General features: G+C 72.0%; 13 protein-coding genes. 11 read left to right on the plus strand and 2 right to left on the minus strand.

What is annotated here, in order from left to right; genetic code table 11:
• Positions 1 to 15 precede the first annotated feature (15 nt).
• Complete coding sequence (locus ABTZ99_RS13020) at positions 16 to 972, minus strand: LysR family transcriptional regulator (RefSeq protein ID WP_499611293.1); 957 nt, start codon at positions 970 to 972, stop codon at positions 16 to 18.
• A gap of 212 nt (positions 973 to 1,184) precedes the next feature.
• Between ABTZ99_RS13020 and ABTZ99_RS13025 the strand changes: the two genes are divergently transcribed.
• From ABTZ99_RS13025 to ABTZ99_RS13060, 8 genes are all read left to right on the plus strand, one after another.
• A complete protein-coding gene (locus tag ABTZ99_RS13025) occupies positions 1,185 to 1,982 on the plus strand; it encodes a 2-amino-3,7-dideoxy-D-threo-hept-6-ulosonate synthase (protein ID WP_498777057.1) in 798 nt (265 codons plus the stop codon).
• 85 nt (positions 1,983 to 2,067) lie between these two features.
• Positions 2,068 to 3,141, plus strand: a complete 1,074-nt coding sequence (locus tag ABTZ99_RS13030) for a 3-dehydroquinate synthase II family protein (RefSeq protein WP_499611090.1) — start codon at positions 2,068 to 2,070, stop codon at positions 3,139 to 3,141.
• 6 nt (positions 3,142 to 3,147) lie between these two features.
• Complete coding sequence (locus tag ABTZ99_RS13035) at positions 3,148 to 4,503, plus strand: class I adenylate-forming enzyme family protein (protein ID WP_499611094.1); 1,356 nt, start codon at positions 3,148 to 3,150, stop codon at positions 4,501 to 4,503.
• Positions 4,504 to 4,528: 25 nt separating this feature from the next.
• Positions 4,529 to 5,107, plus strand: a complete 579-nt coding sequence (gene idi / locus ABTZ99_RS13040; protein WP_498777063.1) for an isopentenyl-diphosphate Delta-isomerase — start codon at positions 4,529 to 4,531, stop codon at positions 5,105 to 5,107.
• A gap of 175 nt (positions 5,108 to 5,282) precedes the next feature.
• Positions 5,283 to 6,545 (plus strand): DUF1996 domain-containing protein, encoded by a 1,263-nt coding sequence (locus tag ABTZ99_RS13045; protein ID WP_499611096.1) that lies wholly within the window; start codon positions 5,283 to 5,285, stop codon positions 6,543 to 6,545.
• Entirely contained in the window at positions 6,542 to 8,251 is a 1,710-nt protein-coding gene (locus tag ABTZ99_RS13050; RefSeq protein ID WP_499611099.1) for a discoidin domain-containing protein, read from the plus strand. The genes ABTZ99_RS13045 and ABTZ99_RS13050 overlap by 4 nt, the downstream gene beginning before the upstream one ends.
• A gap of 54 nt (positions 8,252 to 8,305) precedes the next feature.
• Positions 8,306 to 9,292: a LacI family DNA-binding transcriptional regulator gene (locus ABTZ99_RS13055; RefSeq protein ID WP_499611101.1), complete on the plus strand. Its 987-nt coding sequence runs from the start codon at positions 8,306 to 8,308 to the stop codon at positions 9,290 to 9,292.
• 315 nt (positions 9,293 to 9,607) lie between these two features.
• The gene (locus ABTZ99_RS13060; RefSeq protein WP_498777071.1) at positions 9,608 to 10,327 is read left to right on the plus strand and encodes a DUF998 domain-containing protein; all 720 of its coding nucleotides are present in this window, start codon (positions 9,608 to 9,610) and stop codon (positions 10,325 to 10,327) included.
• Here ABTZ99_RS13060 and ABTZ99_RS13065 read toward each other — a convergent pair.
• Positions 10,294 to 11,901, minus strand: coding sequence for an AMP-dependent synthetase/ligase (locus ABTZ99_RS13065; RefSeq protein WP_499611104.1), 1,608 nt, complete (start codon positions 11,899 to 11,901; stop codon positions 10,294 to 10,296). The genes ABTZ99_RS13060 and ABTZ99_RS13065 overlap by 34 nt on opposite strands.
• Positions 11,902 to 11,946: 45 nt before the next feature.
• Between ABTZ99_RS13065 and ABTZ99_RS13070 the strand changes: the two genes are divergently transcribed.
• The 3 genes from ABTZ99_RS13070 to ABTZ99_RS13080 are packed head-to-tail and all read left to right on the plus strand — an operon-like array spanning position 11,947 to position 13,344.
• Positions 11,947 to 12,495, plus strand: coding sequence for a TetR/AcrR family transcriptional regulator (locus ABTZ99_RS13070; protein ID WP_498777075.1), 549 nt, complete (start codon positions 11,947 to 11,949; stop codon positions 12,493 to 12,495).
• 4 nt (positions 12,496 to 12,499) lie between these two features.
• Complete coding sequence (locus ABTZ99_RS13075; protein WP_498777077.1) at positions 12,500 to 12,907, plus strand: hypothetical protein; 408 nt, start codon at positions 12,500 to 12,502, stop codon at positions 12,905 to 12,907.
• Positions 12,908 to 12,945: 38 nt separating this feature from the next.
• Positions 12,946 to 13,344, plus strand: coding sequence for a hypothetical protein (locus ABTZ99_RS13080; RefSeq protein WP_499611107.1), 399 nt, complete (start codon positions 12,946 to 12,948; stop codon positions 13,342 to 13,344).
• The last annotated feature ends 153 nt before the right edge of the window (positions 13,345 to 13,497 follow it).

Here is a 13,497-nt window from a genome sequence, read left to right on the forward strand (position 1 = left end):
CGTCCGGTCCGGAACTCAGCTGGCCGCCACGCTCAGCCCGGTGGCGGAGAGCTTCGCCGTGCGCGGACCGTGCGCCCAGATCCGCTCCTGGTAGGCGCGCAACAGCGCCGCGTGCAGCTCGTCGACGTACTCGGCCGCCGGGCAGTCGCGCCGCCACACCACCGTCACCCGCCGGTGCACCGGGTTGCCCACGATCGGCTTCAGCAGCACGCCGGGCAAGTCGTGCCCGGTCGGGAAGAAGCACGCCACGGTGTGGCCCGAGCGCACCAGTTCCGCGGCCGACGCCGGGTCGACCCCGAAGTGCGCGCAGCGCGGCGTGAACCCGGCCGCCTCGCACGCCAGGTGCAGGTTCAACCGCCCGCCGCCGTAGCTCTCGTCGGGCACCGCCCACTCCTCGTCGGCCAGTTCGGACAGCCGAATCTCGTTTCGCGCCGACAACCGGTGCCCCACCGCGAGGCCGACCAGCATCGGTTCCGTCACGACGGTCCGGCAGTCGGCCTGTTCGGGGATCCGCAGTGGACTCTGGGGGAACTCCGTGACCAGCGCGAGGTCCAGCTTCCCGGTCCGCACCAGGTCGAGCACGGCGTCGCTGGTGCGCTCGAGGTGGGTGGTCTGCTGGTGCGTCGGCAGCAGCGAGCGCACCACGCCGACCAGCAACGGCGTCAGCGAACCCGCCACACCGCCGAGCCGGATGCCCGTCACGTCGCTCTCCGCGGCCAGCTTGCGCGCGGTGACGAGCAGGTCGTCGAACCGTTCCACCAGGTCGCGGGATCGCAGCACGACGTGGCGGCCGAGTTCGGTCAGCTCGACGCCGTCGGTGCGCCGCAGGAACAACGGACCACCGAAGCCCCGCTCGATGCGCCGCAACTGCGCGGTCAACCCGGCCTGCGCGATCTTCAGCAGTGAGGCGGCTCGGCTGATGCTGCCCGCTTCCGCCACGGTCAGCACGACGTGGAGATGCCTGAGCTCCATGTTCACTGCGGCAGCCTAGGGCAACGAGACGAACCGGACACCGACCGCGCTTGCGGTCCTCGGGAGGGCTCCGCGTCGGCAAGCACCCCCGCCCGTTGCTCCAACAGGTGCATAACTGGTGAGTTATCGCAACCTCACACCTCCCGCCGCGCTCACCGGTTCGACCACCCTGCTGGGAGGCCGGCACCGAACACCGGGGAGGTGTGAGCGACATGGCGAAAGCGTTGCGACTGCGACGCCTTTCCCGTCCGCGCGACGACAGGTACCTCTTCGTCCCGCTCGACCACAGCGTCTCGGACGGTCCGGTGGTGCCGCGCGACCGGTGGCACGAGCTCATCGACTCGGTCGTCGTCGGCGGCGCCGACGCCATCATCGTCCACAAAGGACGGGTGCGCACGATCGACCCGGACGTGCTCGCCGGCTGCGCGCTGGTCGTGCACCTCAGCGCGGGCACCGCGCACGCCGCCGACACCAACGCCAAGGTCATCGTCGGCGAGGTCGACGAGGCGCTGCGGCTGGGCGCCGACGCGGTGAGCGTGCACGTCAACATCGGCTCGGACACCGAGGAGCGGCAGCTCGCCGACCTCGGCGTGGTCGCCAAGGCGTGCGACGAGTGGAACGTGCCGCTGATCGCCATGGCCTACCCGCGCGGGCCGCGCATCGCCGACCCGAACGACCCCGCGCTGCTCGCGCACGTGGTCAACATCGCGGTCGACCTCGGCGCGGACATCGTCAAGACCAACCTCGCGCGGCCCGCCCAGCGGATGGCCGACGTGATCGCCAGCTGCCCGATCCCGGTGCTCGTCGCGGGCGGTCCCGCCACCGACGGCAGCGTGGTCGAGCACGCCCGCACCGCGATGGCGGTCGGCTGCGCCGGCCTGGCCGTCGGCCGCCGCGTGTTCACCGCGCCCGCGCCCATGTCGCTGGTCGCGGAACTGGCCTCGATCGTCCACGACGACACCGAAGCGGACCTCGTCCGCGCCATGACGGGCGTCGTGGCCACGTCATGAGCTTGTCGCCAACGGCCGCCGCCGGTCCTCCGACCGGCGGCGGCCCGTCCGCACGCCGATCGGGCTCTCACCCCTTGGAGAACCGTTGAAGTTCGCCTGGATCGACCTCCGACCCGTCCCCGAAGCCCACCGCGAAGCCGTCGTGGACGCCGCCGTGCACGCCCGCCTCGCCGGCGTCGTCTCCGACGACCCGGCGCTGCTGGACGCGCTGCCGCCCACGATCACCCGGGTGCTCGTCGCCGACTCGGCGGTCGACGGCCAGCACCTGGTCACCGTGGTCGTCGACGACCAGGACGCGCTGGAGCGGCTCACCACCGACGCCGCGTTCGTGCAGGTCCGCGACGACCGCACGCTCAAGCTCGCGTGCGCCGCGGCCGTGCGGCTCGGGCACACCGTGGTCGCGTTCGCCGATCCGACGAAGATCCCGCTGGAGATCGTCATCGCCGCCGCCGACGGCGCGCCCGGCAAGCTGATCACCGTCGTGGCCGACCTCGAAGAGGCCGCGATCGTGCTCGACGTGCTGGAGCACGGCTCCGACGGCGTACTCATGGCCCCGCGCGACGCCAACGACGTGTTCAAGCTGGCCAGGCTCCTGGAAGCGACCACGCCGCCGCTGAACCTCACCACGCTCACCGTCGAGGGCATCACCCACAACGGCCTCGGCGACCGCGTCTGCGTCGACACCGCCTCGCACTTCCAGGAGGACGAGGGCATCCTCGTCGGCTCGTTCTCCTCCGGCTTCATCCTCTGCTGCAGCGAGACCCACCCGCTGCCCTACATGCCGACCCGGCCGTTCCGGGTCAACGCCGGCGCCCTGCACTCCTACGTGCTCGGCCCGGACAACCGCACCAACTACCTGTCCGAACTGCGTTCGGGCAGCACGGTGCTCGCCGTCAACTCCGAGGGTCGCACCCGCAAGCTCACCGTCGGCCGGGCCAAGCTCGAATCACGCCCGATCCTGACCATCACCGCGCACTCGCCCGAGGGCGTCGAGGTGAGCCTCACCGTGCAGGACGACTGGCACGTGCGGGTGCTCGGCCCCGGCGGGAAGGTCCGCAACGTCACCGAGCTGCGGCGCGGTGACGAGCTGCTCGGCTATATCGCGACCGAGCAGCGGCACGTGGGCATCCCCATCGGCGAGTTCTGCAAGGAGACCTGAGCCAAGATGCGCGAGTTCGTCACCGACCTGTTGCGCCGCCACGGCGACGACGTGCCGGTGTTCAGCCACGACCACACCGTGACCCACGGCGCCCTGCGCGCCTCGGTCGCCGCCGAAGCGGGCCGGTTCGCCGCCGCCGGGGTGGGTGAGGGCAGCACGGTCGTGGTGCAAGTGCCCCCGAGCTTCACCCAGCCGACCGTGGTGCTGGCGCTGTGGAGCCTCGGCGCCAGGGTGATCTCGATCGACCACCGGCTCACCCCGTCCGAGGTCGAGGTGGTGTTCGGGCTGACCGGGCCGCAGTTCGTCGTGCGCGCCGAGCCCTCGTTCACCGGCGCCTACCGCGAGCGGTACGAGCCGGTCGTCCGACGGCGGCCGGAAGGCGAGCCCGCCGCCACGCGGCACCGGCTGGTCCAGTTCACCTCCGGCTCCACCGGGCGGCCGAAGGTCGTCGGCCGCAGCACCGAGTCGATCATCCGCGAGGTGCTGCGGTTCGGCGCGGCCGAGGGCATGCCGCAACGCGGCGAGCGGCTGCTGATGCTCGGCCCCACCGCGCACAGCTTCGGCCTGATGGGCGGGCTGCTGCACGCGTTGGCCGCGGGCGTGCACCTGGTGTTCGCCCGGACGCCGTCCGCACCGCCGGACGTCCTCGCCACCGCCGCCCGCCACGAGGTCGACTTCATCACCGGCGTGCCGCTGCACTTCGACCTGCTCGCCTCCGCGCCCGACCGCTCGGCGTTGCGCACGGTGCGCGGCGCGTTCGCGGGCGGCGAGCTGATGCGGCCCGACGTGGCCGAGCGGTTCGCCGCCGCCTACGGCTTCCCGGTCGGGGAGTGCTTCGGCACCACCGAGACCGGCGCGCTGACCATGGACGTGACGGGCGCGAGCCGGCCGTCGGTGGGCAAGCCGTTGTCCGACACCACGATCCGGGTGCGCGACGGCCTGGTCGAGGTGGCGCTGGACCAGTCGCCGTACCTGGACGGTGGCCACCCCGACCGTTACCTGGACGGGTGGTTCCGGACGGGTGACCGGGGCGAGTTCGACGCCCGGGGGAACCTGAGGCTGCTGGGCCGGGCCGACTCGGTGGTCATGGTGCACGGCTTCACCGTGGACCTGACCGAGGTGGAGGCGGCGCTGCGGGCGCACCCGCTGGTCGGCGAGGCCATCGCGGTGCACGACGCGGCGGTCGAGGGGTACGTGTCGACCACGTCCGACTCGCTGACCGCGGCCGACGTGGCCGCGTGGTGCGCCGAGCGGTTGGCCGAGTACAAGCTGCCGCGGCGGGTGCACGTGCTGCGGGCCCTGCCGCGCACGCCGAGCGGCAAGCTCGTGCGCGACCCCAGGGTCCTCGCCGACGCGCGATGATCGCGGGTGTGGCAGGGTGGGCGCCGTGGAACAAGTCGTGCTCCTGGACGAGTCCGGTGCCGGGATCGGCGTGGCCGACAAGGCTTCCGTGCACCACGCGTCCACCCCGCTGCACCTGGCGTTCTCGTCGTACCTGTTCGACGCGGAGGGCAGGCTGCTGCTGACCCGTCGCGCGCTGCACAAGAAGACGTGGCCGGGTGTGTGGACCAACTCGTGCTGCGGCCACCCGGCGCCCGACGAGCCGATGGCGTCGGCCGTGTCGCGGCGGCTCGCGGACGAACTGGGCCTGGCCGACGTCACCCTCGACCTGGTGCTGCCCGCGTTCCGCTACCGGGCGGTGATGGAGAACGGCGTCACGGAGAACGAGATGTGCCCGGTGTTCCGGGGCCTGGTCTCCGGCGACCCGGCGCCGAACCCGGACGAGGTCGACTCGTTCGAGTGGGCGCCGTGGGCCGAGTTCGCCCCGGCCGTCCTGGCCGGCGCCCGTCCCGTCTCCCCGTGGTGCGTGCTCCAGGTGGCCGAGCTGTGGGCCCTGGGCCCCGACCCGCTGGCCTGGCCGACCGCCTCCCCGGCCGCCCTCCCACCCGCCGCCCGCCTGTCCTGAACGCCCGACGCACCCGCCGCGAGTTCGACGCTCAGGTCAGAGAGCGCTCTCTGGGTCGGTGTTCCGGGATGACCGGAACCGGCTGCTTTCCTTGACTGACACAGGGGGCCGTCTTACGTTCCGCTGTGAGAGCGCTCTCTGAACCCTCCCTGCAACGCCCTTCGAAAGGGGAGTCGTGATCCCCACCATTCGCCGATGGCGTCGTCTGGTCACCACACTCGCCGTCGCGGCACTCACCGCGTCCGCGCTGACCTTCGTCACCTCTCCCGCCTCGGCGGCGCCGGAACTGCTGTCCCAGGGCAAACCCGTCACCGCCTCCTCCACCGAGAACGGCGGCACGCCCGCCTCCGCCGCCGTCGACGGCAACGCCGGCACCCGCTGGTCGAGCGCCGCGGCCGACCCCCAGTGGATCCGGGTCGACCTCGGCGCGTCCACCGCCATCAGCCAGGTCACGCTGAACTGGGAGACCGCCTACGCGCGCTCGTTCCAGCTCCAGACCTCGGCCGACGGCAACACCTGGACCACCATCGCCACCGCGTCCGGCAACGTCGGCGTGCAGAACCTGACCGTCTCGGCCACCACCCGGTTCGTCCGCGTCTACACCACCGCCCGCGCCACCCAGTACGGCGTGTCGCTGTGGGAGTTCCAGGTGTTCGGCGTCACGAACTCCAGCGGCCCGATCGTGCGGGTCGCCGAGTTCCTCGCGGACTGCCCGTACAGCCACCGCCTGCCGGACGACCCGATCGTCGCGCCGAACCTCCCCGGCGGCTCGCACATGCACAGCTTCTTCGGCAACACCACCACCAACGCCCACTCCACCGTCCAGTCGCTGCTGGCCGGCCGGAGCAACTGCAACCCGGGCGTCGACCTGTCCTCGTACTGGGTGCCCACCCTGTACGCCGACAACCAGCCCGTCGAGCCGACCGGCACCACGTTCTACTACCTCGGCGAGGGCGTGCGCGACGACGTGATCGCGCGCATCCAGCCGTTCCCGCTCGGCCTGCGGATCGTGGCGGGCAACGCCAAGGCCACCCAGCCCGACGCGAGCACGATCTCCCGCTGGTCCTGCCTGCACGCCGGGCACGTCGGCGCGTCCAAGGACTTCGTGAACTGCCCGTCGGGCACCATGCTCGAGTCCTACCTGGACTTCCCGCAGTGCTGGAACGGCCGCGACCTGGACTCGGCGGACCACAAGAGCCACATGGCGTACCCGGTCAACGCGGACTGCCCGTCCACCCACCCGGTGCCGGTGCCGAAGCTGCGCCAGGTGCTGCGCTACCCGGTCAGCGGCGACCCGTCGCGGTTCCGGCTCGCCTCGGGACCGGGCTTCACCATGCACGGCGACTTCTTCAACGCCTGGCCGGAGGCCGAACTCGCCCGCCGGGTGCGCGACTGCATCAACCCGATCATCAAGTGCGGCGCGGACGGCCGCCCATGAGGGCCCCGATCCGGCTCGGCGCGGCGTTCGCCCTGCTCACCGCCCTGGTCGTGCCGGTCACCGCAGCACAGGCGGCCGAGTGCGGCACGGCCAACGCGGCCCTGAACGCACCCGTCACCGCGTCGTCGGTGGAGACCGGCAGCCCGTTCACCGCCGCCTCGGCGGTCGACGGCAACGCCGGCACCCGCTGGTCGAGCGCGTTCAGCGACCCCCAGTGGCTGCGGGTCGACCTGGGCACGAGCCGCGAGGTGTGCGGCGCGACGCTGCAGTGGGAGGCCGCGTACGCCACGGCCTTCCAGCTCCAGGTCTCCGACGACGGCTCGGCGTGGACGACCGTGCACCAGACCACCACCGGCGCGGGCGGCACGCAGAACGTCACCTTCACCGGCACCGGCCGCTACGTCCGGGTCCACACCACGGCACGCGCCACCCAGTACGGCGTGTCGCTGTGGGAGTTCGCCGTGCGCACCGGGACCACCGGTGGCAACCCGCCCGGCGAGCAGCTGCTGTCCTACAACAAGCCCGCGTTCGCCTCGTCGTTCCAGGACGACGGCCACTGCGCGCAGTGCACGCCCGCCAAGGCGCTGGACTTCAACCCGGCCACCCGCTGGGCCACCAGCCCCACCACCGGCTGGGTCGACCCGGGCTGGATCTACGTCGACCTGGGCGCGACGGCGCAGGTCAGCAAGGTCGTGGTGCAGTGGGACCCGGCGTTCGCCACCGGGTTCGAGATCCAGACCTCGGCCACCGCGTCGAGCTGGACCACGATCCACACCGTCACCAACGGCACCGGGTTCAAGCAGACGTTCACCGTGACCGGTACCGGTCGGTACGTCCGGGTGAACCTGACCAAGCGCAGCGGCCAGTACGGCTACTCGCTGTGGGAGTTCCAGGTCTACGGCACCGGCGGCAGCCCCACGCCGCCACCGCAGGCCCCGGACCCCGGCAACCCGCTGCGGCTGGTGTGGAGCGACGAGTTCAACGCGCCCGCGGGCACGCGGCCGGACGCGGGCAAGTGGCGGCCGGAGACCGGCACCGGGCAGAACGCGGAGCTGCAGTACTACACCGACAACCGCAACGCATTCACCGACGGCGCCGGGAACATGGTGCTGGAGGCCAGGCGGGAGGTCACGCCGGGTTCGGCGTGCCCGGTCGACCCGGTCAGCGGCAGCGGCACGTGCCAGTACACCTCGGCCCGGATCATCACCGAGGGCAAGGCGTCGTGGACCTACGGCCGGTTCGAGGCCCGCGTCCGGGTGTCGGGCACCAAGGGCCTGTGGCCCGCGTTCTGGATGCTCGGCACGGACATCTTCAAGGGCACGCCGTGGCCCGCGAGCGGTGAGATCGACATCATGGAGCACCTGGGCCGCGAGCCGAACACCGCGTACCAGACGATCCACGGCCCGGCCTACTTCGGCGGGGGCGGGATCGGGGCGATGAGGGACATCGGCCAGGACTACGCCAACGCGTTCCACGTGTTCCGGGTCGACTGGAACAGCAAGGGCATGGTGTTCAGCATCGACGACGTGACCGTCCTCACCATCGACAAGGCGACGGTGGAGGCGACCCGCGGCCCGTGGGTGTTCGACAAGCCGTTCTTCATCCTGCTCAACAACGCGGTGGGCGGTGACTGGCCCGGCCCGCCGGACGCCACCACGGTCTTCCCGCAGCGCATGCTGGTCGACTACGTCCGCGTCTACCAGTGACGGGTGGGTGCGGTCACGCTTCGGCGTGGCCGCACCCCCGGTATAAAGGCTGACGTGGACCGCAGACCAGTCACGTTGGAAGAGGTCGCGCGGATCGCGGGGGTTTCCCGGGCCACGGTGTCCCGGGTCGTCAACGGGGTCGCCACGGTGGACCGTGAGCTGCGCCAAGTCGTGGAGAAGGCGATCTCCACGACCGGGTACACGCCCAACCGCGCGGCGCGTTCGCTCGTCACGCGCAGGGCAGGAGCCATCGGGCTCGTCCTGCCGGAGGAGGGGCGCACCGTGCACGACCCGTACTTCGGCCGGGTGGTCAGCGGCGTGCTGCCGGTGATCCGGCCGCTCGGCGTGCAGCTGGTGCTGACCACGGGTGATCACCGCGAGGTGGTGGACGACATCCGGCAGCACCGGCTGGACGGCGTGATCCTGATCCACACCCACGACGCCGACCCGCTGCCCCGGCAGCTGATCGAGGCGAACCTGCCGGTCGTGCTGGCCGCCCGCCCGGTCCGGCCGATGTCGATCACCTACGTCGACGTCGACCAGGCCGCCGGGGCCGGGCTGGCCGCCGACCACCTGGTCGCCTCGGGGTGCCGCCGGCTGGCCACCATCACCGGCCCGCTGGAGACGCCCGCCGGCCAGGACCGGCTGCGCGGCTTCCGCGACGCGGTCGCCCGGCACGGCCTGCCCGAGGCGGTGGTGGTCGAGGGCGACTTCTCCCGAGAGGGCGGCGCCGAGGCGGCACGGCGCCTGGTGGACGCCGAGGTGGACGGCCTGTTCGTCGCCTCGGACCTGATGGCGACCGGCGCGCTGCCGGTGCTGCGCCACGGCGGACGGCGGGTGCCCGAGGACCTCAAGGTGGTCGGCTTCGACGACAGCAGCCCGGCCGTCGAGTGCGACCCGCCGCTGACCACGGTGCGCCAGCCGGTGGAGGACATGGCCGCCGAGATGGCCCGCCTGCTGGTGCAGCGGGTCGAACGCCCGGACCGCCCGGTCAGCTCCGTCGTGTTCGCGCCGACGCTGGTGGTCCGCCAGTCCAGCTGAGGTCCGGCTGTCGTCCGGCGCCAGTCCGGCTGTCGTCCGGCGCTGTCGTCCGGCGCTCCCATCGACGCCCGCAACTTCCATCGACGCCCGCAACTTCGCACCGACCGGCGTGCCGTGCCTGCCCACCCGTGGTCGCCGCCGGGCCGGCCGTTTTATCCGGCTAACGGGAGACATGCGATTCGGGTTGTCACAGGTTGCACTCTTCGCCCGGTCGAGTGATCGAGTTCCGGGTGTCGCCGAGCCGGTCCGCTGTCGACGAGCTGTCGATCCGCCCGGCCCGGAACAACACGCCGGTCGCCGTCCGTTCTGTCCGTTGTGCTGACCGCCGAACTCGCCCCGACCCGTTCCCCGGCCCGCTTCGTCGCCCTCGCGGGCGCTGTCGCCGTCGTCCTCACCGTCGCCCTCGTCGGCGGGATGGACCTGTACCGGCTGGGCGACTCCACCAGACACCTCCGCCGCACCATCAGCGAGTACGCCCTCGGGCCGCAGCGCTGGGTGTTCGACACCGCCGTCCTGCTGCTGGTGTTCGGCTCCGCGGCGATCCTGGCGGTGCTGGTGCGGCGCGGTGTGGCGAAGTGGAACTCGGTGGGCTCGGCGGCGTTCGCCGCGTGGTCGGTCGGGCTGACCCTGGTGGTGATCTTCCCCAAGAACAACTGGGCGATCGGCCCGAGCATGAGCGGCAGCATCCACCGGTTCGGCAGCCTGCTCGCGTTCGTCGCGCTCCCGATCGCCGCGATGATGCTGGCCCGACCGTGGCGGCGCGACCCGGAGTGGGGCGCGCACGCCCGGTGGACGTTCCGGTTCGGCGTGCTGTCCGCCCTGGCGTTCACGCCGATCCTGTACGCGATCGGCGTGAACGCGGTCGTCGGCACGTCCTGGTGGCGGGTGATCCCGCTCGGGTACGTCGAACGCCTGCTGGTGCTGACCGAGGTGGTGGCCGTGCTGGTGGCGGCGGTGTGGGCCATCGCGGTGGCGCACCGGCCCGCCCGCGCACCCCTGGCTCAGGAGTACAAGCCGTCCAGCACGTCCTTGTAGCGCCCCTCGATCTCCTTGCGCCGCATCTTCAGGCTCGCCGTGAGCGTGCCGTCGTCCACCGAGAAGTCCTTCGGCAGCACGGCGAACTTCTTGATCGTCTCGTGCCGCGCCAGCTTCTCGTTCGCCGCCGACACGGCCCGGCCGACCTCGGCGTCCGCGTCGAGGTCGGCGGGCGCGAGGTCGGCGTCGAGGGTGACCAGCGCGACGCAGTAGTTGCGGCCGTCGCCGTGCACGAGCACGTTGCCGATGTACGGGCTGTTCGCCTTGACCAGGCCCTCCACCGCCTGCGGCGCGACGTACTTGCCGCCGGAGGTCTTGATCAGCTCCTTCTTCCGGTCGGTGATGCGCAGCCGGCCGGCCTCGTCCAGCTCGCCGATGTCGCCGGTGTGCAGCCACCCGTCCCGCAACGTCTCGGCGGTCTCGTCCGCCAGACCGTGGTAACCGCGCATGATGCCGCGCCCGCCGATCAGCACCTCGCCGTCGTCGGCGATGCGGACCTCGGTGCCGACCAGCGGCTTGCCGACCGTGCCGAGCTTGTTCGCGCCGGGCCGGTTCACGAACGACGCCGCCGACGACTCGGTCAGGCCGTAGCCCTCCAGGATCGTGATGCCCGCGCGGTCGAAGAACTCGCCGACCGGGCGCGACAGCGGCGCGGAGCCGGACACGAAGTACTTGATCCGGCCGCCGACCCGCTCGCGCAGCTTGCTGAACACCAGCTTGTCGGCGACCTTGCGGCGGATCGCCCAGTCCGGGTGCTCGGCCACGGTCAGCGCCCAGTCGAACAGCTTCGCCTTCACCCCGCCCGCCTCGCGCATGGAGGCCACCACCCGCTGGTGGATCTTCTCGAAGATCCGCGGCGCGGCGGCCACCACGGTCGGGCGCAGTTCGAGCAGGTTGGCCGCGATCCGGTCCACGTCGCCGTCCACGGCGGTGGGCGCGCCGGTCGCGAGCATCCCGACCTGGAGCACCTTGCCGAACGCGTGGGACATCGGCAGCCACAGGAAGTGCAGGTCCTCCGGGGTCAGCACGCCCAACTCGCGGATCGCCTCGGCGGTGTAGAGCCAGTTGTCGTGGGTCAGCTCGACGCCCTTGGGCGTGCCCGTGGTGCCGGAGGTGTAGATCAGCGTGGCCAGCCGGTCCGGGGTGATCTCGTCGACCATCGCGTCGTAGTCGCCGTCGACCTCGTCGGGCTCCCAGTCGGGCGTGACGACCTTCGCGTCGACCTTGCCCGCCAGGTCGGGGTCGGCGACCACGAGCACGCTCTCCGAGTCGCGGACGATGTGCGCGACGACGTCCGGCGTGCTGCTCGGGTAGATGGTCGTCGTCACGCCGCCCGCCGCGAGCACGGCCAGGTCGGTGAGGATCCAGTCCACGCTGGTGGCCGCCATGATCGCGACCCTGGCCTCGTCGCGCACGCCGAGCCCGCGGAAGCCCAGCGCCCGCCTGCGCACCTGCTCGCCGACCTCGGCCCAGGTCAGCGACGTCCACTCGGTCCCGGTGCGGTGGCGCAGCGCCTCGGCGTCGGGGGTCTCCCGCACGCGTTCACGCAGCAGATCGGGGATGGAACGGGCCACGGCGACCTCCAGGGGAGCGATGCTCTAGAGCGGTACTCTAGCCCGGTGAGATCGACTGGTCAGCGGGCAGTGCTCGACGCGGCCCTCGCGCTGGTCGACGAGGGTGGGCTCGACGCGGTCACGATCAGCGCGCTGACCGCGCGGTCGGGGGTGTCCAACGGCAGCGTGTACCACCACTTCGGCAGCCGGGCGGGCTTGTTCGCCGTGCTGTACGGGGAGAGCTTCGCGCACTGCGTGGCGGCGGTGGCGCCCGCGCTGGACGTCGGCGACGCGGAGAAGGCCGTGCGGGCGGTGGTGGCGCGGTACCTGGGCTGGGTGGCCGAGCACCCCGGCCGGGCGCGGTTCCTCTACGCCGCGCCGGCGACCGCCGACCCCGCGGTGAAAGCGGACGTGTTCGAGCCGGTCGCGCGCTGGTTCGCGGCCCGCATGGCGGCGGGCGAGCTGCGCGAGATCCCGTTGTGGGCGTTGGACGCCGTGGTGATGGGGCCCGCGCACGAGTGCGCCCGGCGGCACCTGATGGGCGTGCTCGACCTGACCGAGGCGGCGGATCTGGTCGGGGATGCGGTGTGGGCGGCCGTCGCGCCCGTAGGGTGATCGCATGGCCACTTGGGGCGACCTCGCCGCATACGTCCACGACACCTACGACGTGATCGCGGAGAACGAGGACGAGATCCGGATCCTGTTCAACTTCGAGCAGTACGACGAGGACGACGAGCGGACCCAGGTGGTCATCCTGGTCCGCGAAGTGCTCGACAAGCTGCACGAGTGGGTGCAGATCGCCTCGCCGATCGGGCTGGCGGCGAACGTCGACCTGCACGCGTTCCTCGCCGAGGTCGGCAACTCGACCATCGCGTGCGGCGCGGCGATCATGGGGGAGCACGTCGTGCTGCGGCACTCGTTGCCGTTGTCGGACCTGGACATCCACGAGTTCACCGAGCCGCTGGCGCTGCTCGCGGGCACGGCGGACCGGCTGGAGGAAACGTTCTTCGGCGGCGACGACTACTAGTGCTAAGTTAGCCTAACCTAACCGAGGGAAGGCGTTGAGTGTCCAGACGGCCTGTCGCGACCGCCGGGTACGAGTCCATGGCCATCCAGGTGCGCGCGGGCCTGGGTGAACGACGGCTGGTCGCCGCCGTGCGGTCCCTGTTCGTGCGGCACGAGGTGCTGCGCGCCGACGGCTTCACCGCCGAGTCGTGCGTCCACCGGGTGGCGCTGCCGTCGTGCCTGGTGGCGCTGGCCACCGTCGAGGACGTGGCGGGCGACGTGCCGCTGCGGGTGGTGTGGTTGGACGGCGGCGCGTCCGGTCGGATCGTGCTGAGCGTGCGCCGCGACGTGCTCGCCCGCCTGCCTTGGCACGTGCTGCTGCCCGGCCTGGTGTCGGCGTGGAGCGCGAGCACCCACCTGCGCGCCCGCCGGGCCGCGAGCCCGGCCCCGGTGTCCTGAGCCCGGCCCGCCGGGTCGCGAGCCCGGTTCCGGTGTCCTGAGCCGGCTCTCCGCACGGCTTGCCGAACCGTTGACAGCGGGTGTGCCGGGGTGCTGTGATCCCACCCAACAGATAGGAAAGTTTCCTAACTGTACCCGCCGCCACCGTGTTCA

It is taken from the genome of Actinosynnema sp. NPDC002837 (assembly GCF_040295345.1).
Lineage (GTDB): Bacteria > Actinomycetota > Actinomycetes > Mycobacteriales > Pseudonocardiaceae > Actinosynnema.

What these genes read in the sequence shown, in the direction of transcription:
- ABTZ99_RS13075 (WP_498777077.1), top strand. Translation starts at nt 12,500, where the DNA reads ATGGCCACTTGGGGCGACCTCGCCGCATACGTCCACGACACCTACGAC.
- ABTZ99_RS13035 (WP_499611094.1), top strand. Translation starts at nt 3,148, where the DNA reads ATGCGCGAGTTCGTCACCGACCTGTTGCGCCGCCACGGCGACGACGTG.
- ABTZ99_RS13025 (WP_498777057.1), top strand. Translation starts at nt 1,185, where the DNA reads ATGGCGAAAGCGTTGCGACTGCGACGCCTTTCCCGTCCGCGCGACGAC.
- ABTZ99_RS13020 (WP_499611293.1), bottom strand. Translation starts at nt 972, where the DNA reads ATGGAGCTCAGGCATCTCCACGTCGTGCTGACCGTGGCGGAAGCGGGC.
- ABTZ99_RS13050 (WP_499611099.1), top strand. Translation starts at nt 6,542, where the DNA reads ATGAGGGCCCCGATCCGGCTCGGCGCGGCGTTCGCCCTGCTCACCGCC.